The following is a 23,272-nucleotide window of genomic DNA, read 5'->3' as shown; positions in this document are numbered from 1 at the left end:
GGACGAAACCCATGAACGCGGCCATCCTTCCTTCATCCGCCCCCATCGGTACCCCCGCCGACGAGAAGGACTTCCTGCTGGCGGTCGAGGCGCTCACCGTCTCCTTCGACGGGTTCAAGGCGGTCAACGACGTGTCGTTCTACGTCGATCCCGACGAGATCCGGGTCATCATCGGCCCCAACGGCGCCGGCAAGACCACGGTGCTCGACCTGATCTGCGGGCGGACCAAGGCCAGCGCCGGCTCGATCAAGTACAAGGGCCAGGAGCTGACCAAGCTCTCCGAGAGCGCGATCGTCCAGGCCGGCGTCGGGCGCAAGTTCCAGACGCCCTCGATCTACGACGACCTGACGGTGTTCGAGAATCTCGAGATCTCGTTCCCCCGCGGCCGCTCGGTGTTCGGGGCGCTGACCTTCAAGCGCGACGCCGAGGTGCGCGACCGCATCCACGAGATCGCCCAGACCATCTTCCTGAAGGACCAGCTCGACGAGCGGGCCGAGTTCCTGAGTCACGGTCAGAAGCAGTGGCTGGAGATCGGCATGCTGCTGATCCAGGACCCGGAGCTGCTGATGCTCGACGAGCCGGTCGCCGGCATGAGCGTCGGCGAGCGGATCAAGACCGCCGAACTCTTGAACCAGATCATCAAGGGCCGCTCGGTGCTCGTCATCGAGCACGACATGAAGTTCGTCGAGGACATCGCCCACCGCGTCACCGTGCTCCACCAGGGCAAGGTGCTCTCCGAAGGGTCGATGGAGCGGGTCAAGAACGACCCGAAGGTCATCGAAGTCTATCTCGGCCACTGAGGGCGAACGGATCATGCTCCAGACTTCTCCCTCCCCGCTCGTGCCGCCGGTCGTGCCCGGCACCCAAGCCATGCTGTCGATCTCCGACCTCCACTCGGCCTACGGCCAGAGCGAGGTGCTCCACGGCATCGACCTCGACGTCGCGCCGGGCGAGATCGTCGCCGTGATGGGCCGCAACGGCATGGGCAAGTCGACGCTCATGAAGACGCTGATGGGCATCGTGCCGACGAAATCCGGCACGATCACCGTGGACGGCACCGACGTCACCAGCCTGAAGAGCCATGCCCGCGTGGCCAAGGGGCTGGCCTACGTGCCGCAGGGCCGGATGATCTTCTCGACCATGACGGTGCAGGAGAACATCGAGACGGGCCTCACCGTCACCGGCTCGCGCAAGGTGCCGCAGGACCTCTACACGATGTTCCCGGTGCTGCTGGAGATGAAGGGCCGGCGCGGCGGCAACCTGTCGGGCGGCCAGCAGCAGCAGCTCGCCATCGCCCGGGCGCTTGCCAGCAAGCCGAAGGTTCTGCTTCTCGACGAGCCGACCGAGGGTATTCAACCCTCGATTATTCGCGAAATGGGGCGTACGCTGAAGAAGATTCGCGACGAGCGCGGTCTGTCGATCGTCGTCTCGGAGCAAGTGCTGAGCTTTGCCATGGACGTGGCCGACCGGGTTCTCGTGATCGAGAACGGCTCGATCGTCCACGAGAGTCTGCGTGCCGACATCGACGAGGCGCAGGTCGCCCGCTTCCTCTCGGTCTGAGGATCTTCTCGATGGCCGATTACGAGATTTTCGAGCTCGGCGACGTCGTCCTGCAGTCGAAGCAGACGATCCGTGGGGCGCGGCTCGCCTACAAGACCTACGGCACGCTCAACGCCGCGAAGGACAACGTCATCGTCTATCCCTGCTGGTATTCCGGCACGCATCTCGAGAACGAGTGGCTGATCGGGCCGGGCAAGGCGCTCGATCCGGACCGGTACTTCATCATCGTGCCGAACATGTTCGGCAACGGGTTGTCGTCCTCGCCGAGCAACACGCCGGCACCCTTCAACGGGCCGCGCTTTCCCAAGGTTACGGCCTACGACAACGTGGTGCAGCAGCACCGGCTGGTGACGGAGGTCTTCGGCATCGAGCGGATCAAGCTCGTCACCGGCTGGTCGATGGGCGCACTCCAGACCTTCCACTGGGGCGCGATCTTTCCTGACATGGTCGAGCGCATCCTGCCGTTCCAGGGCTCGGCCAAGTGCTCGCGGCACAACTTCGTCTTCCTGGAGGGCGTCAAGGCGGCGCTCCAGGCGGATGCCGCCTTTGCCGATGGGTTCTATGCCGAACAGCCGCAGAAGGGCCTGCGCGCCGCCGCCCGGGTCTATGCCGGATGGGGCTTCTCGCAGACCTTCTACCGGGTCGAGGCCGACCTGAAGCAGATGGGCTACGCCTCGCTCGAAGACTTCCTCGTCGGCTTCTGGGAAGGCTGGCTGCTCGAAAAGGACGCCAACAACCTGCTGGCCATGCTCTGGACTTGGCAGAACGGCGACATCTCCGCCAACAATCTCTACGGCGGTGATCTCAAGAAGGCGCTCGGCGCGATCAAGGCCAAAGCCTTCGTGATGCCCGCCTCGACCGACCTGTATTTCCCACCCGAAGACAGCGCCATCGAGGTCGAGCACATGCCGAACGCGGAGCTGCGCACGGTCGAGACCTATTGGGGCCACTTCGCCGGCGGCCCCGGCACCTCGCCCGAAGACATCAAGGTGCTGGATGCGGCGCTGAAGGAGCTGCTCGCCAGCTGAGCCACCAGCGGGGCGCCCCGGCGACCCGCCCGAACCGATCCGGCGCCGACCCGCGCCGGATGAACGAAGAACGACAACAACGATCCACGGGGGCGGCCGGACCAGCACCGGACACGCAACGGGGACGGCTGCCAAAAATCCGGACAGTAAAGGAGTAAAGGAAATGCCCGAGACCCTGATCAAGGTCGATCTCACGCAGTCGGCCTACGACAACGACATGGTGCACAACCGCTGGCACCCGGACATTCCGATGGTCGCGACCGTGAAGCCCGGCGACGACTTCATCGTCGAGACCTATGACTGGACCGGCGGCTTCATCAAGAACAACGATTCCGCCGACGACGTGCGCGACATCGACCTGTCGATCGTGCACTTCCTGTCCGGCCCGATCGGCGTCGAGGGTGCCGAGCCCGGCGACCTGCTCGTGGTCGATCTGCTCGATATCGGCGCCAAGCCCGAGAGCCAGTGGGGCTTCAACGGCTTCTTCTCGAAGAACAACGGCGGCGGCTTTCTCGACGAGCACTTCCCCCAGGCGCAGAAGTCGATCTGGGATTTCGAGGGCATGTTCACCAAGTCGCGCCACGTGCCCGGCGTGCGCTTCCCCGGCCTGATCCATCCCGGCCTGATCGGCTGCCTGCCCGATCCGAAGATGCTGGAGACCTGGAACACCCGCGAAAAGGCGCTTTACGACACCAACCCGAGCCGGGTGCCGGCGCTGGCCACCCTCCCCTTCGGGCCGACCGCGCATATGGGCCGGCTGAAGGGTGACGCCAAGGACAACGCCGCGGCGACGGGCGCGCGCACGGTGCCGGGACGCGAGCATGGCGGCAATTGCGACATCAAGGATCTGTCGCGCGGCTCGAAGATCTACTTCCCCGTCTACGTGCCGGGCGCCGGCCTCTCGATGGGCGACCTGCATTTCAGCCAGGGCGACGGCGAGATCACCTTCTGCGGCGCCATCGAGATGGCGGGCTGGGTCCACCTCAAGGTCAGCCTGATCAAGGACGGTATGGCCAAGTACGGGATCAAGAACCCGATCTTCAAGCCGTCGCCGATCACCCCGAAATACGACGATCACCTGATCTTCGAGGGCGTCTCGGTCGACGAGTACGGCAAGCAGCATTACCTCGACGTCACGGTCGCCTACCGCCAAGCCTGCCTCAACGCGATCGAGTACCTGAAGAAGTTCGGCTACTCGGGCGCCCAGGCCTACTCGATCCTCGGCACCGCCCCGGTCCAGGGCCACATCTCCGGCGTTGTCGATATCCCGAACGCCTGCGCCACGCTTTGGATTCCGACCGGCATCTTCGACTTCGACATCAACCCGTCCGAGGCCGGGCCGACGAAGTTCCTCGACGGCTCGATCCAGATGCCGCTCTCGCCGGATCTCTGAATCTCTTGGTTTGCCGCCCTCTCCGGGCGGCAAACCGCACACACTTTGCCTGAGAGTGCTTGAGATGCCGGTCTACGATTACGCCTGCGAGAGTTGTGGTCCGTTCACGGTGCTGCGCCCGATGGCGCAGTTCAAGGACCCGCATGACTGCCCGGATTGCGGCGGGGAATGCCAGCGCGCCTTCCTCACCGCCCCGCGGATCTCCGGCATGGATGCCGGCCTCAAGGCGGCCCACGCCACCAACGAGCGCAGCCGCCACGAGCCGCGGCGCTCCGGTGCCCATGGGGCCGGTTGCGGCTGCTGCTCGCCGAAGAAGACGTCCGCCGCACCCGCGGCGGCCAAGAGCTTCCCGAACGCGCGGCCCTGGATGATCAGCCACTGATCGAACGGCCGTCTCGGCGGCGGGCGCCCGGTGTGCCCGTCGCTCCACATCCGGAAGGATGGATCGAACCGAAGAACAGCTCCGCGAGGGAGCCGCCGGCCGCGACACGACAAGCGGGACGAACCCTGTGGGCAGGCCGGCGCAGAGGACGGGTTGGGGACTGACGATGCTTGAGCGAATGACACAGACACGGGCCAGACGCCGCCGCGGCGTGAGAATCGGAACGGCCGGAGCCCTGCTGGCGGCAAGCCTGACCACGGCGACCGGCGTCTCCGCGCAGCAACCCTCGCCGGTGGGTCAGTTCAACGATCAGACCCAGCCGCGCACCGATCCGCGCATCGCCGAGAAACCCAGCGATCCCGTCCGCGTCGGCCCGCTGGCGCCCTGGGCCACCCACATGGCCGAGCGCGGGCTCACCTTCGACATCAACATCTACAACTTCTACCAAGCCAACCCTTCGGCCGGCCTGCGCACCGGAGAGCAGTCGAACTCGACTTACTTCGTCCTCTCCATGACCGCCGACATGCAGCGCATCGCCAACATCAGTGGCGGCACCATCAAGTTCACGCAGACCTTCTTCGGCAACGTCCGCAACCTCAACATGGCCGCCGATATCGGCGACACCACGGTCGGCTACCAGCCACCGTTCAACCCCAACAACAACCGCCTCTCGCTGCTCACCTATCAGCAGAAGCTGCTTGATGACCGCCTCGTCATCGAAGTCGGCCGCACCCACCCCGATCGTTACTACGGCCTGCCGCCGTGCAACTCGATCAATTCCTGCTTCCAGGACCTGTTCTACATCAACGCCGGCTTCACCTCGCCGCTCTACGCGGTCTGGGGCGCGAACGCCGCCTACCAGCTCTCGCCCACCAGCTACGTCCAGGCCGGCGCCTTCTCGGTGAACCCCGGCACCAACGCACTGTCGGGCTACGATTTCGGCTACGAGCGGCTCTCGGGCGCGCTGGTGATGACCGAGATCGGCACCAAGACCGACTACACCATGACCGCCTATCCCGGCCGCGCCTCGCTCACCGGCTTCTTCAACACGGCGGATCACGACGACAACTTCAAGACGGTGTTCGGCACCTCGAAGGGCCTGAACCCCGGCGCCCCGGTGCTGCAGAAATCGGGCACGTCCGGCATCGTGCTCACCGGCACGCAGACGGTCTGGCGCGCCGATGGCGGCCTTGTCGCCAACCCGCACCCGACCGCGATTTCGCTCTATACCGGCACGGGCTATTCCTTCGACCCGACGGTGCCGATCCGCTTCAACTCGTTCGTCGGCGTACGCCTCGACGCGCCCGACCAGAGCCGGCCCAACGACAGCTACGGCCTGAAGATGAACTGGCAGCGTTTGTCGGAGAACTACACGCAGTTCCTGTCTGACGCGAACTTCATCTCGGGCGGCTCGGGCGCCCCGTACTCGCGCGACAAGTTCGTGTTCGAGGCCAACGCACACTTCGACGTCGGCGCGGGCGTGATCATCGAGCCGGTGGTCCAGTACGTGGTCAACCCGAACTCGTTCTGGAACCCCTTCACCGCGCGGCGCGCCAAGGACGGCTTCTACGCCGGCGCCACCCTCGTCGTCCCGCTCGGCACCTTGCTCGGCCTCGCTCCGGGCTAGCCCTTTTTCCGAGCCAAGAAAGGGGGCTCGCGCGACGGGCCCCTCCCCTCACACCAACCGGAGGAAACACCGCCATGATGCACGGTGATATCTCGTCGAGTCAGGACAGCGTCGGCGTCGCCGTCGTGAACTACAAGATGCCCCGGCTGCACACGAAGGCCGAGGTGTTGGAAAACGCCAAGAAGATCGGCGACATGATCATCGGGATGAAGGCCGGTCTGCCGGGCCTCGATCTCGTGATCTTCCCCGAATACTCGACCCACGGCATCATGTACGACGCGGGCGAGATGTACGAGACCGCCTCCTCCATCCCCGGTGCGGAGACCGACATCTTCGCCGACGCTTGCCGCAAGGCCAAGGTCTGGGGCGTGTTCTCGCTCACCGGCGAGCGCCACGAGGAGCATCCGCGCAAAGCCCCCTACAACACGCTCATCCTGATGAACGACCAGGGCGAGATCGTGCAGAAGTACCGCAAGATCATGCCCTGGACCCCGATCGAGGGCTGGTATCCCGGCGACCGCACCTACGTCTCGGACGGCCCGAAGGGCCTCAAGATCAGCCTCATCATCTGCGACGACGGCAACTATCCCGAGATCTGGCGCGACTGCGCGATGCGCGGCGCCGAACTCATCATCCGTTGCCAGGGCTACATGTATCCGGCCAAGGAACAGCAGGTTCTGATCTCGAAGGCGATGGCGTTTGCCAACAATACCTACGTGGCAGTCGCCAACGCCGCCGGGTTCGACGGCGTCTACAGCTATTTCGGCCACTCGGCGATCATCGGCTTCGACGGCCGCACGCTCGGCGAGTGCGGCGAGGAGGAGATGGGCATCCAGTACGCCGCGCTCTCGAAGTTCCTGATCCGCGATTTCCGCGCCCACGGCCAGTCGGAGAATCACCTCTTCAAGCTGCTGCACCGCGGCTACACCGGCATGATCAACTCGAAGGAGAACCGGCACGGGATGTCGGAATGCCCCTACGACTTCTACCGCCGCTGGATCGAGGACCCCGACGGCACCCGCGACGCGGTGCGCGCCATCACCCGCTCCAGCGTCGGCACCGAGGAATGTCCGATCGAGGGCATCCCCTTCGTCGGCAAGGGCGAGGGCCCGCCCGACCCGCGCTGAACCCGGCTCGAGCCGAAGCGCCACGTCACGCGGCCGAGCGCCCTCCACCCGGACCGGTTGGAGGGCGTTCTCCGTAGTCCGCATGCGGTACGTTTGTCGGTGATCTCCCGAATGACTCGTTGCCTTCGTTGACCGACGTTTTTTGGCGAAGCAGCGTGTTTGCCGGCGGGGAGTGCCATGTTTGTCGGTTTGCGAATGCCGGCCCGTCCCGTTGTGCCGGTTAGGAACGACGCCCAAGACCGATCCGACCGATCGCGCCGAACTCACGCAGCATGATGTCGGGGACGGCACGAATGACTTGATCGCCCACAAGATGACGCTGCCTGTCGTTGGCCAATTTGAAGTAATCGATATCGATGGCCATCCCTGCCAACAGCGTCCATCTTCCCGGCGAACGAGCACTCCCCCTTCGGCCTGCTCGATGTTCAGTCCCTTTGTGTGGTGGTACGCCTGGGCGTGCATCGAGAGATGCGCTATAGGACAGGTTCTCCACGGCAGCGCCACAACGACTGAGGCGATCCGTCGGGCAATCCAAGCTCGTCAAGAGAGCGTGAGAGCGGCGTCCAACGCGACGGCGTCAGCCCGGCCACACTTCAGAAGTGGCGTGGTCGGGAGACATCGGCGGACGCGCGCATGGGGCCGAATAGAAGCGCGGTTCACCGTCCTGAGCCCGGAGGAGGAAGCCATCGTCGTTGCCTTCCGGCGGCATATTCTTCTGCCGTCGGACGATTGCCTTGATGCGCTCCAACCCAGCGTCGAGCTCGCCTTCGTCGATCAGGGCTACACCGGCCAGAAGCCGGCCACAGGCGCGCGAGTGGAGGGGGAATCAATACCAGAGATTTTCCCCCTCCACCGCCGCGCGCAGAGGTCTTGAGGCTCCAGCCCGATACGATCAGGCCGGATTTGCCCCTAGACGCGTTCAATCTCGAGATAGCCGATCACGCCCATCGCGTCCTCTGTGTAGGTCGTCTGTCGGACGTCGGCTGGCTGAAGGTCCTGCGCGAAGCTCTCGATTTCCTCACGGGAGCGGTACAACAGGTACCAGTCCATGAAGACTTCCATATAAGCCTCCTCTGGGACGCCCCAGAGAAAGTTCGGAATGAGGAGCCGTCCGCCTTCGTTGAGGTGCTCGAAGAGAATGCGCGTCAGGCGCGCCGCGACCCTTGCATCGAGATAGTCGTAGAGCCCCGCAGCATAGATGAGGTCAAAGCGGCCCAGGTCCGTCTTTTCCGAGAGAATGTTTCGGACGGTGACCTGTCGCGTCTCGATCGCATCTGAGATCGAGCTGCGGTAACCATCGACAACCGCAAGGCTGGAAGCGTCTTGATCGGTTGCGAGGAGACGCCCAACCCGTCCGTCCGTCAGGGCGATGCTGAGTTCCGCCTCGCGCAGATGGCCGCTGGCGACCGACAAGATCGAGGGTCGATCCCGGCGTGCCGCGGCCTCGTCGATCTTCCCGGCCAAGATGGACCGGCGGTGGCGCACCGCTTCGCACGCCGTCACACCCACAGTGAACGTCATGACCGTGCGCCCGGCCTCCGTTGCGGCTTCCTGCGAGGGCCGCGCGGTTGGGTGGCGATAGACGAAGTCGAGAAGCCCGGCATCGCCGGGGTAGCCACGGGGCTTCGTGAAGGAGTGGCGCGTGAAGGGGCACTCGTGAACGAGGCTGGCCAGGGCATGTGCGCGGGCCGCCGGCAGCACGGCTTCCCGCCATGTCCGGTCGCTGAAGGTCTCCTTCAGCACCCTGAGCAGATCGATGACCGCGTCCGTCAGCCCCGTGTAATTTCCCGGAACCGCAAGTCCGAGAAGGCTGGTCAAGGCGCGGCTGACGTCATCCGCCACCACCGGATAGAGCGCCGCCGGCAGCTCCGTCGGGATCCGACCGCCATCGAGTCGTGATCGTTCAAACGCCCTGAGCGAAGCGAAATCGCGCAAGCGATCCGGGTCACGAGATAAAGAAAGTTGCCCACTCGACATGCTCGACCGCCCTTAGCCCCGACGCCGGAGCGCATCCGGGTCTTATGGTTAAGGTTAATGAATGGTTAAGCTTTGTCCAGAGGCTTGTCGCGCTTGTTCAACGGCTTCGTATATCCGTGCCTGTAGGCAGGGCGTCCGTATCTCGACGCGCTTTTTCGTTCTTATGTGAGCGTTTTTCGCTCTGATCCGGCGACGCGCGGCCTGCTCAGCGCTGCCAGGGCCTGTGCCGTGCGCGCCGCACCGGCCGATCAGGGCGTGGGACCGCCAAAGATCCCGAATGATGACGCATCAAGGATTTGATACCCAGGCAGTGCGATCCACAGCGATGGAGCCCGCATTAAGGGTTTTGGGACACCGCGTTGGTATCGATGCTGGATGAGGCTCGGTCCACGATGAACAGCGATACGCTCGATTTACTCGATCAGGAGCTCGGCAAGCGTTGGTTTCAACGCCGTTCGCCGATTCTGAATGCCGCTTTCCGGGCGCAATACGCACAGGCGATGCGCGAAGAGATGGGTCGCGCGTGTCAGTTGGTGGGCCTGCTCTACGTCGCGTTCGGCGTGATGGATGCGCTCCTCATCCGCGACATGCTCCCCTACCTCATCGCGCTGCGTCTCGTGCTCGGCGTGGGCTATGTCACTTCGATCATGCTGCAGGTCCGTCGCGGCGTCGATACGCAGGCCCTCGAGCTTCAGTGCTCACTCGGCATCTATGTCGGCTTCGCAGCCTGGCTCTATCTTGCGACCCAGAGCTCCGATGAAACAGCGATCCTCTACTATGCCGGATACGGCTTGATCTTCATGCTGGTCGCAAATCTGTTTTTTAACCTCAGTTTCAGGTTCGCCCTACTTTCGTCAGGCCTGATCACCGCGACATTCCTGTTCTGGGCCCTCCGTTCGAATGGCAATTTATCCTACATCATCTGCTTTAGTTCCTTATATATACTGAGTTTTATGCTCACGGCGTTCCTCAATCTCAAGTACAATCGAGAGCGGTACCGCGTGCATTTGAACGCGTGCCGGGCCGAGCTGCAGCAGCGTGAGGTCGTCCAACGCGGCGAGGAGCTGTTCCGGCTGTCCACGACCGACGTCCTGACGGGCTTGGCCAACCGCCGTGCGATCGACAGCGTCCTGCAGGAACTCTGGCTCGCCAATGTCAACTCGGGGCAGGCGTTCGGCGTGATCCTGATCGATGTCGATTTCTTCAAGCTCTACAACGACCGCTACGGGCATCAACGGGGCGATAGCTGCCTCGCCGCTTTGGGTGAGGCGATGCGCGGCGCTGCCGATAAGCGGCGGTATGCTATCGGGCGCTTCGGAGGCGAGGAGTTCGCGGCGCTCTTTCAGGCGGATTCAGCCGAACAGGTTCTCGAATTCGCTGAGGAGGTTCGTCAAGCCGTCGAGGCGTTGCAGATCCCCCATGCAGCACGGCGTGATCCGCTCTCCCATGTCACGGTGAGCATCGGAGCGGCGTTCTCCGCGGATGTCGCGGACGATAAGCCGGAGCGTGCGATTTCCGCAGCTGACGACGCTCTCTATGTCGCGAAGGAAGAAGGCCGCAACCGCGCGCGAATCTTCAATGCGAGGATGCGCCATAGCACCGAGAGCGATGATCTGAATGCGGAGATGCTTCGAGCGGCTGTCACGGACGGGCGCATATCCGCGGTCTTTCAGCCCATCGTCGATGTCTCAAGCGGACGCATCTGGGCCGCGGAAACGCTGATGCGGCTCAAGGACACGCAAGGCCGTGCGATCTCCCCAGAAACGTTCATCCCTGTCGCCGAGCGCACGGGCGCCATTCTTGAGATGGGCGCATGGATCCTGCGTCAGGCTTGCGACCTTCTCGCGAGCGAGCCCGAACTACCCATCGTCAGCGTGAACATCTCCGCACGACAAATCTCCGAACCGAACTTCATCAGTTCCGTCGAAGCCATCGTCCGAGCCGCCGGCATCGCTCCGTCACGCCTTGCTCTGGAGATCACCGAGAGCGGGGAGATCAGTGGCAATCCAGAAGTCGCTCAGTTGATGGATCGGCTCAACACGATCGGGATCCGCGTTTGGCTGGATGATTTCGGGACGGGTTTTGCGGGCCTTACCTGCCTGAGTGAACTGCGTTTTGATATGGTGAAGATCGACCGTTTCTTTGTGCAGAGCTGTGATACCCCACGTGGGGCAAAACTGCTTAAGAATATCATCGACTTGGTCAACAATTGCGCTCAGCGGCCGATCGTCGAAGGCGTTGAAGAGGCGTGGCAGATCGACCTTGTGTCGTCCTTCGGCGCGGATCTGTTTCAAGGCTATCACCTCGGCAGGCCAATGCCCCGCAGCGAACTTAAGCTGATGCTTTCTGAGTATTTGCCTTCAAACGAGAATTTAGAAATGCAGCACGGTAGTTGAGTGTATTGCCTTCTATGTGGCGTGTTTGACTTGCGATTGCGTCACACTTCAGCCAAGGCATTCGCGGATCTGCGCTCATCACGAAAAATGGAGCCTCGGAAATTCTCAGCGGCCTCAGGCCTGGGTCCGTCGAACAGTAAGATCCTCGCTGGTGCGGCATCCGCTTTCGAGGTGCCGCCCGGCTCGTAGGCGATAGCAAGGGCGCAACGCTGAATGCCGATCCGGCGACCGGCTGACCTCAAAGTGCCCAGGCAATCATAGGTATTGATGCGAAGAGGATTGTCACCCGCCCAGAGCCAGATGGGACGGCCTGCAAGAAGCTCACGGAACTTTGCGTCGCGTGTGCCGCCGCACGAGTGTATTGTGCAATCTGCGACACCATAGAGCTGCCTGATCAGGGAGTGATGATCATGCGTGCTATCTACGTGTTCCTACTTGCGCTTTCCCTCGCCACTGGGGCGTTCTGGGCAACGATGCTCATCAGCCCACCGAAGACAAGAGCGGCACCGACTGCCTTAGCCGATACGTGGGTGGTCAAGACGGATCAGCCGCCGATCGCGGACGACTACGATCCAGAGTTCTGAATTGGGCTAAAAGGCCTGCTACGGCCTATGCCGATACGTGGGGCGGCGGTCGTGTCATGTGCGATCGCGGAAGGGTCACACTGCGAGCCGCGCTGATCGGCACCTCAGCCGTTGAGCTGTCTCCCCATCTCCTGGTTCGTTATTGACACGGCCCCTGATGGTCAGAGACCGCGCCCAGCTCAATGGGGGCGACCATGTCGCTTCACACCGCTTCCGTGACCGCCGATCTCATCGTCACAGCGCTCGGATTAGATCTTCGCACGCGCGCCGCTCAGATGCCGGGGCAGATGTCCTCAGTGCGATTGATGCCGGCTTTCACCTTAACCGCTGCCGGCTGAAGGGGGCGGCGCGTGGAAACGGCGAAGCTGCCCTCAGGGGCAAGCGCCATCCCATGTGGCGCGCAACCGCGCCCCGATCCTGAACCCGGCCGCCGCGAACGGGAGGCAATTAGTTTCTTCAATCGTCCTCGCCACGGCGGTCTAACCGCGGAGGTCGGGCCCGCCTGTTCGGTGCCTGGGCAGCGTCGAGGAGGACGAAGATGGCGGCGACCCCGCGCGAGATCAGGCTGACGGAAGAGCGCCGGCGCCTCGACGTAATCTGGGAGGATGGTATGGCCTCCCACCTCACGGCCGCGACGCTTCGTGCCCATAGCCGCAGCGCCGAGACCGTGCGTGCTGGGATCGACGGGCTCCCCCCGCGCTGCCGCACGACATCGCGATCACCGACGTCGTGCCGGTCGGCGCCTACGCCGTGAACCTCGTCTTCTCCGACGGGCACGACCGCGGAATCTTCCCCTGGTCCTACCTGCGCGCGCTCGGCGACGACACGACCCCGTGTGCGGCCGAACGCGCGGCGGCGTGAGGGAGACGGCGATGAGCGCAGCGCAAGACGCGATTCAGGACGCGACCTCGGAGGTCGCCTGCGACGTGCTGGTGATCGGCGGCGGCACCGCCGGGCCGATGGCGGCGCTGAAGGCCAAGCTGCGCAACCCGGCGGCCCGGGTGATCTTGCTGGAGAAAGCCAACGTCAAGCGCTCGGGCGCGATCAGCATGGGCATGGACGGGCTGAACAACGCCGTCATCCCCGGCTACGCCACGCCGGAGCAGTACACCAAGGAAATCACCATCGCGAACGACGGCATCTGCGATCAGGCGCCGGTCTACAAATATGCCGAAAACTGCTTCGAGATCATCCAGGAACTCGACCGCTTCGGCATCCGCTTCCAGCGCGACGGCAACGGCGATTACGACGTCAAGAAGGTGCACCATCTCGGCACCTACGTGCTGCCGATGCCCAACGGCGACACCGTCAAGAAGGCGCTCTACCGGCAATTGCGCAAGGCGCAGGTGCTGATCTCGAACCGCTTCATGGCGACCCGGCTTCTCAACGCGCCCGACGGCGCGGTGGCCGGGGCGGTGGCGGTCAACACCCGCACCGCCGAGTTCCTGGTGATCCGCGCCAAGGCGGTGATCCTCTGCCTCGGGGCGGCCGGGCGGCTCGGCCTGCCGCATTCGGGCTATCTGTGGGGCACCTACGAGAACGCCGCCAATTCCGGCGACGGCTATTCGATGGCCTATCACGCGGGTGCCGGGCTCGCGAACCTCGAATGCTTTCAGATCAACCCGCTGATCAAGGACTATAACGGCCCCGCCTGCGCCTACGTCGCCGGGCCGTTCGGCGCCTACACCGCCAACAGCGAGGGCAACCGCTTCATCGAGTGCGACTACTGGTCGGGCCAGATGATGCAGGAATTCTACAACGAACTCTCGAGCGGCAAGGGCCCGGTCTTCCTCAAGCTCGACCATCTCCACGCCGACACGGTCTCGGAAATCGAGACGATCCTGCACAAGGTCGAGCGGCCCTCGCGCGGACGCTTCCACGAGAACCGCGGCACCGATTACCGCCACCGTATGGTCGAGATGCACATCTCGGAGGTGGGTTTCTGCTCCGGCCACAGCGCGTCGGGCGTGTTCGTGGACGAATTCGCCCGCACCACCGTGCCGGGCCTGTATTCGGCCGGCGACATGGCCAACGTCCCCCACAACTACATGCTCGGCGCCTTCACCAACGGGGCGGTGGCGGGCGAGCACGCCATCGACCACGCGGGGGCGATCGACCTGCCTGAGATCGATGCCGAGGCGGTGGCGCGCGAGCGCGAGCGGGTGCTGGCGCCGACGCGGCGCGAGGACGGCATTCCGCCGAACCAGATCGAGTACAAGACCCGCCGCTTCGTCAACGACTACCTGCAGCCGCCCAAGGTCACGGCGAAGATGGAGATCGGGCAGCGGCGCTTTGCCGAGATCCGGGAGGATCTGGAGACGCGGATGGTCGCCCGTGACAGCCACGAACTGATGCGGGCGCTGGAGGCGTCCTCGATTCTCGACTGCGCCGAGATGGCCGCCCACGCCTCGCTCTACCGCACCGAGAGCCGTTGGGGCCTCTACCACAACCGCACCGACTACCCCGAGAAGAACGATGCGGAGTGGTTCTGCCACACGATCCTGCGGAAGGTGGAGGGCCGCATGGTCAGCGAGAAGCGGCCGATCACGCCGTACATCGTGCCGATCGAGGCGGACGAGCGCGGCGCCTACGACCGCCAGCGTGTCCGCAAGCAGGCTTGAGCCCGGAGACATCCATGCCCCTCGCCCACCAGCCCAGCACGGTCCCGGTCACCGTGGACCCGGAAAAATGCATCGCCGACAAGGGCTGCACGGTCTGCGTCGATGTCTGCCCCCTCGACGTGCTGCGGATCAGCGACCTCACCGGCAAGGCCCACATGAAGTACGACGAGTGCTGGTACTGCATGCCCTGCGAAACCGACTGCCCGACCGGCGCCGTCACCGTCCAGATTCCCTACCTGCTGCGGTGAGCCCGATGCCCATCACCGATCCGTTCGAGGATTTCGGCGACGTTGCCGAGATCGCCCGCGGCCTCGACGATGCCGACCCGGCGGTGCGCCGCGTCGCGGTCCTCGCGCTCGCCGAGACCGCCGACCCGGACGCCGTGCCCCCGCTCGCCCGGGCCGCCGCCGATCCCGATCCGGATGTGCGGCGGCAGGCGGCCCTCTCGCTCGGCGGCTTCGACGGCCCCGAAACCGCAGCCGCGCTGGCGGGCGCGCTCACCGATCCCGACCGTTCGGTCGCGACGGCGGCGGCCGAGAGCCTGACGGAGTTGAAGGATGCCCGCGCCGGCGATCCGCTGCTGCCGCTCGCCGGGCACGGCGATGCCTTCGTGCGGGCGGCGGCCCTGCGGGCGCTGCGGGGGCTGAGGCTGCCCGCCGCGCTCGGGCCCGCGGTTGCGGCGCTCGGCGATCCGGAGCCGGCGGTGCGGGCGCAGGGCGTCGGCGTCATCGCCTACCTGAAGCGGGAGGAGGCGCTGCCCTCGCTCATCGCCGCGACCCGCGACGCGGATGCCGAGGTGCGCCGCGCCGCGGTCGGCGGCCTCGCCTTCGCCCGCCACGGCAGCGCCGTCGAGGCGATCGCGGCCGCGCTGCACGACGCCGAGTGGAGCGTCCGCGAGACCGCCGCCGAGGCCCTCGGACGGGCCGGGACGGCCGAAGGTGCCGAAGCAAGCGGCGAGGTGCTGATCGCGGCGCTCGGCGACGCCACGTGGCAGGTTCGCCAGAAGGCCCTGCGCAGCCTCGGGCGGCTCAGGTTCCGCCGCGCTGTGCCGACGGTGCTCGCGGCGTTGTCCGAGGAGATGGCGTCCCTGCGCAAGGAGGCGGCCGCCGCGCTCGGCGAGATCGCCGACCCGGCCGCGCAAGCGGGGCTGGAGGGCATCGCGAACGATCCCGATCCGGACGTGCGCAAGACCGCGCGCTGGGCGCTGGCGCGGCTGGCGGCGTAGGGAGTGCCTCGCTCCGGTCACGGGGCCGGAGCCGGGCTCACCCCTCGGTCAGGACGATCTCCTGCAGCCGCCCGGGCCGCACCAAGCGGATATGCGTCGCATCGACGGACACGATGCCCTCGCGCTGGAACCGCTTGAGCATCATCGTCACCCATTGCCGGGTCGAGCCGACGAGGGCCGCGAGTTCGTCGTGGGTGATGCGGCGGCGGATGATCACCGTGCCGTTCTCAGGGATGCCGTAGAGCTCGCCGAGATTGAGGAGAAGCTGGGCCAACCGCTCGATCACCGAGCGTGTGCCGAGCATCTGCGCCATGGCGGTGTAGCAGCGCCCCTTGGCCTCCAGCGCGGCGATGAGGCAGATCGCGAAGCCCGGCATCTGGCGGATCAGCCCGCGCAGGGTCGCGCTCGACAACACGGTGACGCGCACCGGCTCGATCGCCACGCCCGACCATTGATGGCAGCCGCCGCCATAGATGCTGGGGCCGCCGATGAAGTGGCCCGGCGTCCAGTAGGCCAGCGTCACCTGCCGGCCCGACGGCCCCGAATAGAACACCCGGACCCGCCCCTCCTCGATCAGGAAGATGCCCTCGTGCGGCGCCCCTTGAGTGAAGACGCTCTCGCCGGGCGCGAGGCTCACCGTGCGGCCGGCGGCGCGCACCCGGGCGCTCTCGGCGGGGGTGAGCCCGTCGAGGAAGCCCGCGCCGTCGTCGAGCCCCTCGACTGTCTCGCTGAGGAACAGCGCGCTGGCGATCAGGGGCGCCGGACGGCGGGGTTCGGACAGGGCGAGCGGTGCCGACGACATGGGAACCTCGGGAACATGAGAACGTCGGGGAAACGTTCGGGTGCGAGGCCCTGAGCATGACCCATCTCCCGCTCTCGATTATCGGCGCGGCCTGCTTGAGAGCAATTCCAAATCGGGCGGTCGACAGAACACATTCTTCTCCTACCAAACATTTCGCGAGAAGAGATTTCCTGCGGCCCAAGAACAGTCGCCCATCGATCCGAATCTCAACTTTCCAACGAAATTAATTGCTCGCCGCAACGGCTGTCCGAACGGCACATCCACGAGGTCGCCGCCCTCGCGAGCGGCCGACGCACTCGCCTCGACGGACTTGCCTCGCCTCACGGAGCCTCACGGTGACACAGCACATCCCGCTCACCCGCCGCCTCGCAGCGCTCCTCCTGACCGCCACGGTGCTCGGCGCGGCGGGCTCCGGGGCAGCCCGGGCCGAGACGATCCGGGTCGCCGTCGGCACGCAGGACACCACGATCAATTGCGCCACCGGCGGCCTGCTGATCCGCGAGTTGAAGCTCCTGGAGAAGTTCCTGCCCCGCGACGGGCGCTACAAGGACGCGACCTACGACATCCAGTGGCGCAACTTCACCAGCGGCGCGCCGCTCACCAACGAGATGGTGGCGGGCAAGCTCGATCTCGGGGCGATGGCCGATTTCCCCGGCTCGCTCAACGGCTACGCCTTCGCCAAGGCCGGGCGCCGCTCGCTGTTCATCTCGGTGCTCTCGGGCAGCCTGCACGGCAGCGGCAACGGCGTCGTCGTGCCGAAGGAATCCCCGGTGCAGTCGTTCGCCGAACTGAAAGGCAAGACGATCTCGGTGCCGTTCGCCTCGACCGCGCACGGGCTGCTCTTACGGGCGGTAAAGGCGCAGGGATGGGAGCCGGGCCGCGACGTCACCATCATCACCCAGGCTCCGGAGGTGGCGGGCGCCGCGCTTCTCGCTAACAAGATCGAGGCGCATGCCGACTTCGTGCCCTTCGCCGAGCTGTTCCCCTGGCGCGGCTTCGCCCGCAAGATCTACGACGGCGCCCAGGCCGACGCCCCGACCTTCCACGGCGCGCTCGCCGATGCCGACTATGCCGAGAAGTACCCGGAGATCGTCACCGCCTACCTGCGCGCGGCGATCGAGGCGGACCGGCTGATCGCGGCCGAGCCGGAAAAGTATTCCGAACTCATCGAGCGGGTGACGGGGATCGAGGCGGAGGTCGCCTACCTGTTCCACGGACCGCTCGGCCTCCAGACCCGCGACGTGACCTGGAAGCCGGCCTACCGGCAGGCGGTGAAGACCTCCTTCGAGACGCTCAAACTCCTGAAGAAGGCCGATTCCGACATCGACCTCGACCGCTTCGTCGATGACCGTTTCATCCGCGCCGCGGCGGCGCAGGCCGGTCTCGACTACGAGGCGCGGCTCAAGGACGAGGCGCCGCTGCCGCTCGCCGCGCAGGACAGCGCAACGGGCAAGCCGATCACTGATCCGTCCCGCGTGGCGCAGCTCTGGATCCGCGGCGAGGACAAGGTCCGCCCCTACGCCTCGCCGGAAGCGGCGTTCGCGGCGCTCGCCGAGCTGGAAGGCCAGGGGCGCGAGGCCCGCGCCGTCTACGCCCAGGATCGGGGCAACGGGATCAAGCTGTTCGCCACCCAGGCCTGGTACGTGCGCGACGCGCAAGGGCATCTGAGCGCCTTCCTGCTCAAGGGCGACGCGCAGGCCCACGCCGCGGCGAAAGGGGGCGACGTGCTCGATTTCGCCGCCGCGCGGAGCGGCCACGCGCGGCTCTCGGCCCGATGAGCCCCTCGATGAGCCCGTCGGTGAGCGCCTCAGGAATCGAGACGGCCGCCCCGGTCCGCGCGCCGCGCGGGCGGCCGGTCCGGTTTGCGCGACCATCCACGCTCGGGCGCTTGGCGCTGCGCGGCCTCGCCCTGGCCCTGAGCCTGCTGGCGTGGCATCTCGCGGCGAGCAGCCGGCTCGATCTCGGCCTCGTCACCTTCCGCAACGTGCCGACCCCGGCGGCCGCCGCGCAGGCGGCCTGGGCGCTGGTCCACGCCCCCGCGCTGCCGACCCATCTGGGCGTCAGTCTCGCGCGGGTGCTGTCGGGCTTCCTCGCCGCTTTGGGCGTGGGCGTCGCCCTCGGCCTCGCCATCGGCCGGTCACGGCTCGCCCGCGACCTGCTGCTGCCGCCGCTCGAAGTGCTGCGCCCGATCCCGGCGGTGGCCTGGATCCCGTTGGCGATCCTGATGTTCCCGTCCTCCGAGGTCTCGATGGCCTTCATCACCTTCACGGGCGCGCTGTTCCCGATCCTGCTCAACACCGTGCACGGGGTGGAATCGGTGCATCCCCGGCTTGTCGCCGCCGCCCGCAGCCTCGGCGCGGGCGATGCCGCGATCCTGCGGGAGGTGATCCTGCCGGGCGCCGCGCCCAGCATCGTGACGGGGGCGGCGATCGGCATGGGCACGGCGTGGTTCTGCCTCGTGACCGCCGAGATGATCTCCGGCCAGTACGGGATCGGCTACTTCACCTGGGAATCCTATACGCTGCAGAACTACGACGACATCGTCGTCGGCATGCTGCTGATCGGCATCCTCGGGATGGGATCGAGCCTCGTCGTGCGCTGGCTCGGCGACCGGGCGACGCCCTGGGTCGGCGCGGGAGGCCAGCGATGAGCGCGGGAATGGCACCGGTCCAGACCGGCCCTCTCACCGGCACCGATCCTCTTGCCGACACCGATCCCTTTGCCGACGGTCACGTCGCCATCCGGGACGGGGCGATCCGGCTCGGTCGGGGCGATGCGGCGTTCGACGTGGTCGAGAACATCAGCCTCGACATCTTAGGCCGCCAATTCGTCTGCATCCTCGGGCCCTCAGGCTGCGGGAAATCGACCCTGCTCGGGGCGGTCGCCGGGCACCTCACCCTGTCGCGCGGCAGCGTCAGCCTCGATGGGCGGGCGATCGCCGGGCCGCATCCCGACCGCGGCATCGTCTTCCAGCAGCACACCCTGTTCCCCTGGCTCAGCGTGATCGACAACGTCGCCTTCGGCCTGAAGATGAAGGGCGTCGGCCGCAGCGAGCGCCGGGAACGGGCCCGGGCGCTGCTGGCGCAGGTCGGGCTGTCCGACTTCGCCGAGCGCTATCCGGCCGAATTGTCGGGGGGCATGCAGCAGCGGGTGGAGATCGCCCGTGCGCTGATCAACCGGCCTCGGGTCCTGCTGATGGACGAGCCGTTCGGAGCACTCGACGCGCAGACGCGGCTGACGATGCAGGAACTGCTGCTCGACATCTGGACGCGCCACCGCACCACGATCCTGTTCGTGACGCACGACATCGACGAGGCCCTGTTCCTGGCTGATCGGCTCGTCGTCATGACGCCGCGGCCGGGACGCATCCTCGACGACATTCCCCTCGATTTCGGGCGCCCGCGGGACCGCGGCCTGATCACCGATCCGCGCTTCACGGCGATCAAGCAGCGCTGCCTCGCGCTCCTTCACAGCGATCCCGGCCATGTGCCGCTCGCCCGCTTGAGCCCGATCGGAGTCCCGGCATGACCTCGAACGCTCCCTCGTCGCCGACCATCACGTACTATTTCAGCTTCCTCTCGCTGTGGTCCTATGTCGGCAGTCGCGCCTTCCGCGATCTCGCCGAACGGAACGGCGCGCGGATCGTCTACAAGCCGGTGGATCTGATGGCGGTCTTCGCCGCCGGCGGCGGCAAGCCCGTCAAGGAGAGGCCCCTGCAGCGGCAGGCCTACCGCCTCGTTGAAATGCAGCGCTGGCGCCGCATCCGCGGCATCCCACTGGTGCTGCACCCGAAATTCTACCCGGCCGACCCCTCCCTCGCCCACCGGGTCCTGCTGGCCGCCCTCGACGAGGGCAGCGCGGTCGCCGACTTCGTCCATGCCGGCCTCAGCGCCGTCTGGGCGGACGAACGCGACATCGCCGATCCCGGCACGATCGTCCGGCTCGCCGATGCGGCCGGGCTCGACGGGAAACGCCTGCTCGCCCGAGCCGACGAGCCGGCGTTCCGCGCGGCCGAGGCGGCTCTGACCTGCGAGGCGATCGGGCGGCAGGTGTTCGGGGCGCCGTTCTATGTCTACCGCGACGAGCCGTTCTGGGGTCAGGACCGGCTCGACCTGCTGGAGGCGGCGATCTCGGGCTCGGACGCGCCGATCGCGCTGCCGGACCTCTCCGCTTCCGGCTGAGCCCCGCTCTGCCCGAGCAGGGCGTTGAGCAGGATGGCCGCGATCGCGGTGAGCAGGATCGGATCCTTCACGATCGGCCCGAACGCGTCGGGCACGGCCCGGAAGAAGAGCGGCTGCACGATCGGGATCAGGCCGATCCCCAATGAGGCGGCGATGATCAGCGCGTCGCGGCTGCCCGCGCGGGCGTAATCGACCTGAGCCAGGATGCGGATGCCGGTCGCCGCCACCATGCCGAACATCACCAGCGCCGCCCCGCCGAGGACCGGCTGCGGGATCGAGGCCGCGAGATAGGCGACCTTGGGCACGAGGCCGAGCACCAGCATGATCCCGCCGGCGGCCGCGCAGACCCAGCGGCTGTGCACGCCGGTGAGCCCGACGAGGCCGACATTCTGCGAATAGGACAGGTAGGGAAACGAGTTGAGCAGGCCGCCGATCAGCGTGCCGAGCGCGTCGGCGCGCAGGCCCCGGCGGATGTCCTCGGTCGCGACCTTTCGCCCGGTCATGACGCCGAGCGCCAGGAACATCCCGGTCGCCTCGATGAAGACGATCGTCATCACGAGGCACAGGATCAGGCAGGGCACGAGGTGGAAGGTCGGCAGCCCGAACTGCAGGGGCAGCACCACTCGCAGCCACGGTTCGGCGCCCAGGCCCTCGAAGCTCGTCCAGCCGAGTGCCAGGGTGACGGCGTATCCGAGCCCGATCCCGAGGAGCACGGCGACGCGGCCGACGAAGCCCGGACCGAACCGGGCGATGAGCAGGGTCGCGGCGAGCACGCCCGCCGCCACCGCGACCGTGCCGGGCGCACCGAAATCGGCGCTACCCGCACCCCCGCCCGCCCAGCCGACGGCGACGCGGGTGAGCGCGATGCCGATCATCAGGAGGATCGTGCCGGTCACGACCGGCGGGAAGAACCGCATCACCCGGCCGATGAAGGGCGTGACGAGGAGCCCGTAGAGGCCGCCGACGATCACAGCGCCGTAGATGCCGGTGAGGCCGACGCCGGGCATCGCCGCGATGGCGAGCAACGGCTGGATCGCCACCGCGGTCACGCCCATGATGACGGGAAGCCGGATGCCGAACGGGCCGATGCCCACCGTCTGGATCAACGTGGCGATGCCGCAGGCGAACAGGTCGGCGTTGATGAGAAGCGCGATCTGGTCCTTCGGCAGGTGCAGCGCCCCGCCGACGATCAGCGGCACGGCGATGGCGTTGGCGTACATGACGAGCACGTGCTGCAATCCGAGCACGAACAGGCGCGGCGCGGGCGGCACCGCATCGACGCCGTCTCGCGGCGGGCCGCCGGGAAGGGGATCGACCGGCCTCATCCCTTCACTCGCGAAAACACCTGCGCGGCGAAGCGGGCCATCTCCGCCTCGAACGGCTGGAATTGCAGCATGAACAGCTCGATTCCCGCCGCGTGGAAGGCGCGGATGCGCTCGGCCACCCCATCGTAGCTGCCGACGAGCCCGGCCGCCGTGCCGCCGTTGGTGCCGACATGGTGCGCGGCCGCCGCATCGGTCTTGGCGAACATCACGCTCGCCGCGTCCGTGCGCGCCCGGGTGTCGGCGCGGATGGCCTCGTCGCGGCGGCTCAAGCTCAGAAGCCGGGCGAACTCGTCCTGCGCCTCGGCTTCCGTCTCCCGCGCGATCACGAAGGCCGAGAGCCCGTAGCGCAGACGGCCCTGCGCGGCCGGGCGCCGGGCGACGTCGGCGATGAGATCGGCGACCGCGGCCAGCGGCTGGCCGTTGATGAACCAGACGTCGCCGTGATCGGCCACCAGCGCGCGGGCCGGCTCGGACTCGCCGCCGACATAGATCGCCGGCCGCGCCCGGTAAGTGCCCGCGGGCTTGAGCTGATAGTCCTCGACGCGGAAGTGCCGGCCCTCGTGGGTGACGCGCTCGCCCCGCAGCAGCCGGTCCACCAGGGCGATCCATTCGCGGCCATAGGCGTAGCGCTCGTCATGGGCCGGGAACGGCAGGCCGGCCCGCTCGAATTCGGCGCGGTTCCAGGCGTTGACGAGGTTGAGGGCGAAGCGCCCCCGGCTGACCTGCTCGATCTGCAGCGCCATCTTGGCGAGCAACACCGGATGGTAGAGCCCCGGCTTGATCGCCGCGATGATCTCGATCCGCTCGGTGAGCGCCGCCAGCGCGGCCGAGGCGGTCCAGGCCTCCAGCTGGTCGCGGGTCTCGTCGTAGGGGTTCACCGTATGCTGGGCGACGAGGACGGAATCGTAGCCGAGGCGCTCGGCCTCGAGCACGAGGGCGCGGTTGCGCGCCCAGGAGGCATCGTGCGGCTCGTCCGGATCGTGGCGGGCGGCGCGGGAGCCGTGGACCGGCGCCCAGACGCCGAAGCGGAGCGGGTGGCTCATC

Annotated in this window: 21 protein-coding genes and 2 pseudogenes; 18 read left to right on the top strand and 5 right to left on the bottom strand. The window is 66.6% G+C overall.

What is annotated here, in order from left to right; all coding sequences use genetic code 11:
- Positions 1-11 precede the first annotated feature (11 nt).
- The 7 genes from urtD to OVA30_RS13010 all read left to right on the top strand — a co-directional run bounded on the left by urtD (position 12) and on the right by OVA30_RS13010 (position 7,117).
- A complete protein-coding gene (urtD, locus tag OVA30_RS13040) occupies positions 12-800 on the top strand; it encodes an urea ABC transporter ATP-binding protein UrtD (protein ID WP_004446567.1) in 789 nt (262 codons plus the stop codon).
- Positions 801-870: 70 nt separating this feature from the next.
- On the top strand, positions 871-1,560 hold the full coding sequence (gene urtE, locus OVA30_RS13035) for an urea ABC transporter ATP-binding subunit UrtE (RefSeq protein WP_041929281.1): 690 nt from the start codon (positions 871-873) through the stop codon (positions 1,558-1,560).
- Between the two features lie 11 nt (positions 1,561-1,571).
- Positions 1,572-2,588 (top strand): alpha/beta fold hydrolase, encoded by a 1,017-nt coding sequence (locus OVA30_RS13030; protein ID WP_268175670.1) that lies wholly within the window; start codon positions 1,572-1,574, stop codon positions 2,586-2,588.
- A gap of 163 nt (positions 2,589-2,751) precedes the next feature.
- The gene (gene fmdA / locus OVA30_RS13025; RefSeq protein ID WP_004446573.1) at positions 2,752-3,981 is read left to right on the top strand and encodes a formamidase; all 1,230 of its coding nucleotides are present in this window, start codon (positions 2,752-2,754) and stop codon (positions 3,979-3,981) included.
- A gap of 64 nt (positions 3,982-4,045) precedes the next feature.
- On the top strand, positions 4,046-4,363 hold the full coding sequence (locus OVA30_RS13020) for an FmdB family zinc ribbon protein (RefSeq protein ID WP_004446576.1): 318 nt from the start codon (positions 4,046-4,048) through the stop codon (positions 4,361-4,363).
- Positions 4,364-4,529: 166 nt separating this feature from the next.
- Positions 4,530-5,990, top strand: coding sequence for a carbohydrate porin (locus OVA30_RS13015; protein ID WP_015951734.1), 1,461 nt, complete (start codon positions 4,530-4,532; stop codon positions 5,988-5,990).
- 74 nt (positions 5,991-6,064) lie between these two features.
- Positions 6,065-7,117 carry an aliphatic amidase gene (locus OVA30_RS13010; protein ID WP_004446579.1) on the top strand — a complete coding sequence of 351 codons (1,053 nt, stop codon included), beginning with the start codon at positions 6,065-6,067 and terminating at the stop codon, positions 7,115-7,117.
- A 220-nt stretch (positions 7,118-7,337) separates the two neighbouring features.
- On the opposite strand, the gene OVA30_RS13005 is transcribed toward OVA30_RS13010, so the two are convergent.
- A complete protein-coding gene (locus tag OVA30_RS13005; protein ID WP_268175669.1) occupies positions 7,338-7,481 on the bottom strand; it encodes a hypothetical protein in 144 nt (47 codons plus the stop codon).
- A gap of 111 nt (positions 7,482-7,592) precedes the next feature.
- Here OVA30_RS13005 and OVA30_RS13000 point away from each other — a divergent pair.
- A pseudogene (locus OVA30_RS13000) lies at positions 7,593-7,906 on the top strand (IS481 family transposase); the annotation flags it as partial.
- Between the two features lie 120 nt (positions 7,907-8,026).
- On the opposite strand, the gene OVA30_RS12995 reads toward OVA30_RS13000, so the two are convergent.
- On the bottom strand, positions 8,027-9,094 hold the full coding sequence (locus tag OVA30_RS12995) for a methyltransferase type 12 (protein WP_326493617.1): 1,068 nt from the start codon (positions 9,092-9,094) through the stop codon (positions 8,027-8,029).
- A gap of 392 nt (positions 9,095-9,486) precedes the next feature.
- On the opposite strand from OVA30_RS12995, the gene OVA30_RS12990 reads away from it, so the two are divergent.
- From OVA30_RS12990 to OVA30_RS12965, 6 genes and pseudogenes are all read left to right on the top strand, one after another.
- Positions 9,487-11,490, top strand: a complete 2,004-nt coding sequence (locus OVA30_RS12990) for a putative bifunctional diguanylate cyclase/phosphodiesterase (RefSeq protein ID WP_268175667.1) — start codon at positions 9,487-9,489, stop codon at positions 11,488-11,490.
- Positions 11,491-11,900: 410 nt separating this feature from the next.
- Positions 11,901-12,074: a hypothetical protein gene (locus OVA30_RS12985; RefSeq protein WP_268175666.1), complete on the top strand. Its 174-nt coding sequence runs from the start codon at positions 11,901-11,903 to the stop codon at positions 12,072-12,074.
- Between the two features lie 538 nt (positions 12,075-12,612).
- A pseudogene (locus tag OVA30_RS12980) lies at positions 12,613-12,935 on the top strand (gamma-butyrobetaine hydroxylase-like domain-containing protein).
- A gap of 11 nt (positions 12,936-12,946) precedes the next feature.
- Positions 12,947-14,695 carry a fumarate reductase/succinate dehydrogenase flavoprotein subunit gene (locus OVA30_RS12975; RefSeq protein WP_076643208.1) on the top strand — a complete coding sequence of 583 codons (1,749 nt, stop codon included), beginning with the start codon at positions 12,947-12,949 and terminating at the stop codon, positions 14,693-14,695.
- A gap of 14 nt (positions 14,696-14,709) precedes the next feature.
- Positions 14,710-14,943: a 4Fe-4S dicluster domain-containing protein gene (locus tag OVA30_RS12970; RefSeq protein ID WP_056117876.1), complete on the top strand. Its 234-nt coding sequence runs from the start codon at positions 14,710-14,712 to the stop codon at positions 14,941-14,943.
- A gap of 5 nt (positions 14,944-14,948) precedes the next feature.
- Positions 14,949-15,920: a HEAT repeat domain-containing protein gene (locus tag OVA30_RS12965; protein WP_268175665.1), complete on the top strand. Its 972-nt coding sequence runs from the start codon at positions 14,949-14,951 to the stop codon at positions 15,918-15,920.
- Positions 15,921-15,957: 37 nt separating this feature from the next.
- On the opposite strand, the gene OVA30_RS12960 is transcribed toward OVA30_RS12965, so the two are convergent.
- Positions 15,958-16,722: a Crp/Fnr family transcriptional regulator gene (locus OVA30_RS12960; RefSeq protein ID WP_268175664.1), complete on the bottom strand. Its 765-nt coding sequence runs from the start codon at positions 16,720-16,722 to the stop codon at positions 15,958-15,960.
- A gap of 335 nt (positions 16,723-17,057) precedes the next feature.
- Between OVA30_RS12960 and OVA30_RS12955 the strand changes: the two genes are divergently transcribed.
- From OVA30_RS12955 to OVA30_RS12940, 4 genes are read left to right on the top strand one after another with little or no spacing between them, the layout of a single operon-like run.
- Positions 17,058-18,500 (top strand): ABC transporter substrate-binding protein, encoded by a 1,443-nt coding sequence (locus OVA30_RS12955; RefSeq protein ID WP_268175662.1) that lies wholly within the window; start codon positions 17,058-17,060, stop codon positions 18,498-18,500.
- The gene (locus tag OVA30_RS12950) at positions 18,497-19,372 is read left to right on the top strand and encodes an ABC transporter permease (protein WP_268175661.1); all 876 of its coding nucleotides are present in this window, start codon (positions 18,497-18,499) and stop codon (positions 19,370-19,372) included. The genes OVA30_RS12955 and OVA30_RS12950 overlap by 4 nt, the downstream gene beginning before the upstream one ends.
- Positions 19,369-20,250, top strand: a complete 882-nt coding sequence (locus OVA30_RS12945; RefSeq protein ID WP_268175660.1) for an ABC transporter ATP-binding protein — start codon at positions 19,369-19,371, stop codon at positions 20,248-20,250. Before OVA30_RS12950 ends, OVA30_RS12945 begins: the two co-directional genes overlap by 4 nt.
- The gene (locus OVA30_RS12940; RefSeq protein WP_268175659.1) at positions 20,247-20,903 is read left to right on the top strand and encodes a 2-hydroxychromene-2-carboxylate isomerase; all 657 of its coding nucleotides are present in this window, start codon (positions 20,247-20,249) and stop codon (positions 20,901-20,903) included. Before OVA30_RS12945 ends, OVA30_RS12940 begins: the two co-directional genes overlap by 4 nt.
- On the opposite strand, the gene OVA30_RS12935 is transcribed toward OVA30_RS12940, so the two are convergent.
- Complete coding sequence (locus OVA30_RS12935; RefSeq protein WP_268175658.1) at positions 20,819-22,228, bottom strand: nucleobase:cation symporter-2 family protein; 1,410 nt, start codon at positions 22,226-22,228, stop codon at positions 20,819-20,821. The genes OVA30_RS12940 and OVA30_RS12935 overlap by 85 nt on opposite strands.
- Positions 22,225-23,271, bottom strand: a complete 1,047-nt coding sequence (locus OVA30_RS12930; protein WP_056498364.1) for an LLM class flavin-dependent oxidoreductase — start codon at positions 23,269-23,271, stop codon at positions 22,225-22,227. Before OVA30_RS12930 ends, OVA30_RS12935 begins: the two co-directional genes overlap by 4 nt.
- Between the last annotated feature and the right edge of the window lies 1 nt (position 23,272).

Source organism: Methylorubrum sp. SL192 (assembly GCF_026672325.1).
Classification (GTDB): Bacteria; Pseudomonadota; Alphaproteobacteria; order Rhizobiales; family Beijerinckiaceae; genus Methylobacterium; species Methylobacterium extorquens.
This window is presented reverse-complemented; position numbering and strand designations above follow the sequence as displayed.

Excerpts from the sequence above, each read along its gene's own strand:
- urtD (WP_004446567.1), top strand. The coding sequence starts at position 12 with ATGAACGCGGCCATCCTTCCTTCATCCGCCCCCATCGGTACCCCCGCC.
- OVA30_RS12975 (WP_076643208.1), top strand. The coding sequence starts at position 12,947 with ATGAGCGCAGCGCAAGACGCGATTCAGGACGCGACCTCGGAGGTCGCC.
- OVA30_RS12935 (WP_268175658.1), bottom strand. The coding sequence starts at position 22,228 with ATGAGGCCGGTCGATCCCCTTCCCGGCGGCCCGCCGCGAGACGGCGTC.
- OVA30_RS13030 (WP_268175670.1), top strand. The coding sequence starts at position 1,572 with ATGGCCGATTACGAGATTTTCGAGCTCGGCGACGTCGTCCTGCAGTCG.
- fmdA (WP_004446573.1), top strand. The coding sequence starts at position 2,752 with ATGCCCGAGACCCTGATCAAGGTCGATCTCACGCAGTCGGCCTACGAC.
- OVA30_RS12970 (WP_056117876.1), top strand. The coding sequence starts at position 14,710 with ATGCCCCTCGCCCACCAGCCCAGCACGGTCCCGGTCACCGTGGACCCG.
- OVA30_RS13015 (WP_015951734.1), top strand. The coding sequence starts at position 4,530 with ATGCTTGAGCGAATGACACAGACACGGGCCAGACGCCGCCGCGGCGTG.
- OVA30_RS13005 (WP_268175669.1), bottom strand. The coding sequence starts at position 7,481 with ATGGCCATCGATATCGATTACTTCAAATTGGCCAACGACAGGCAGCGT.
- OVA30_RS12940 (WP_268175659.1), top strand. The coding sequence starts at position 20,247 with ATGACCTCGAACGCTCCCTCGTCGCCGACCATCACGTACTATTTCAGC.
- OVA30_RS12960 (WP_268175664.1), bottom strand. The coding sequence starts at position 16,722 with ATGTCGTCGGCACCGCTCGCCCTGTCCGAACCCCGCCGTCCGGCGCCC.
- OVA30_RS12990 (WP_268175667.1), top strand. The coding sequence starts at position 9,487 with ATGAACAGCGATACGCTCGATTTACTCGATCAGGAGCTCGGCAAGCGT.
- OVA30_RS12945 (WP_268175660.1), top strand. The coding sequence starts at position 19,369 with ATGAGCGCGGGAATGGCACCGGTCCAGACCGGCCCTCTCACCGGCACC.
- OVA30_RS12985 (WP_268175666.1), top strand. The coding sequence starts at position 11,901 with ATGCGTGCTATCTACGTGTTCCTACTTGCGCTTTCCCTCGCCACTGGG.
- OVA30_RS13010 (WP_004446579.1), top strand. The coding sequence starts at position 6,065 with ATGATGCACGGTGATATCTCGTCGAGTCAGGACAGCGTCGGCGTCGCC.
- OVA30_RS12950 (WP_268175661.1), top strand. The coding sequence starts at position 18,497 with ATGAGCCCCTCGATGAGCCCGTCGGTGAGCGCCTCAGGAATCGAGACG.
- OVA30_RS12995 (WP_326493617.1), bottom strand. The coding sequence starts at position 9,094 with ATGTCGAGTGGGCAACTTTCTTTATCTCGTGACCCGGATCGCTTGCGC.
- OVA30_RS12965 (WP_268175665.1), top strand. The coding sequence starts at position 14,949 with ATGCCCATCACCGATCCGTTCGAGGATTTCGGCGACGTTGCCGAGATC.
- urtE (WP_041929281.1), top strand. The coding sequence starts at position 871 with ATGCTGTCGATCTCCGACCTCCACTCGGCCTACGGCCAGAGCGAGGTG.
- OVA30_RS13020 (WP_004446576.1), top strand. The coding sequence starts at position 4,046 with ATGCCGGTCTACGATTACGCCTGCGAGAGTTGTGGTCCGTTCACGGTG.
- OVA30_RS12930 (WP_056498364.1), bottom strand. The coding sequence starts at position 23,271 with ATGAGCCACCCGCTCCGCTTCGGCGTCTGGGCGCCGGTCCACGGCTCC.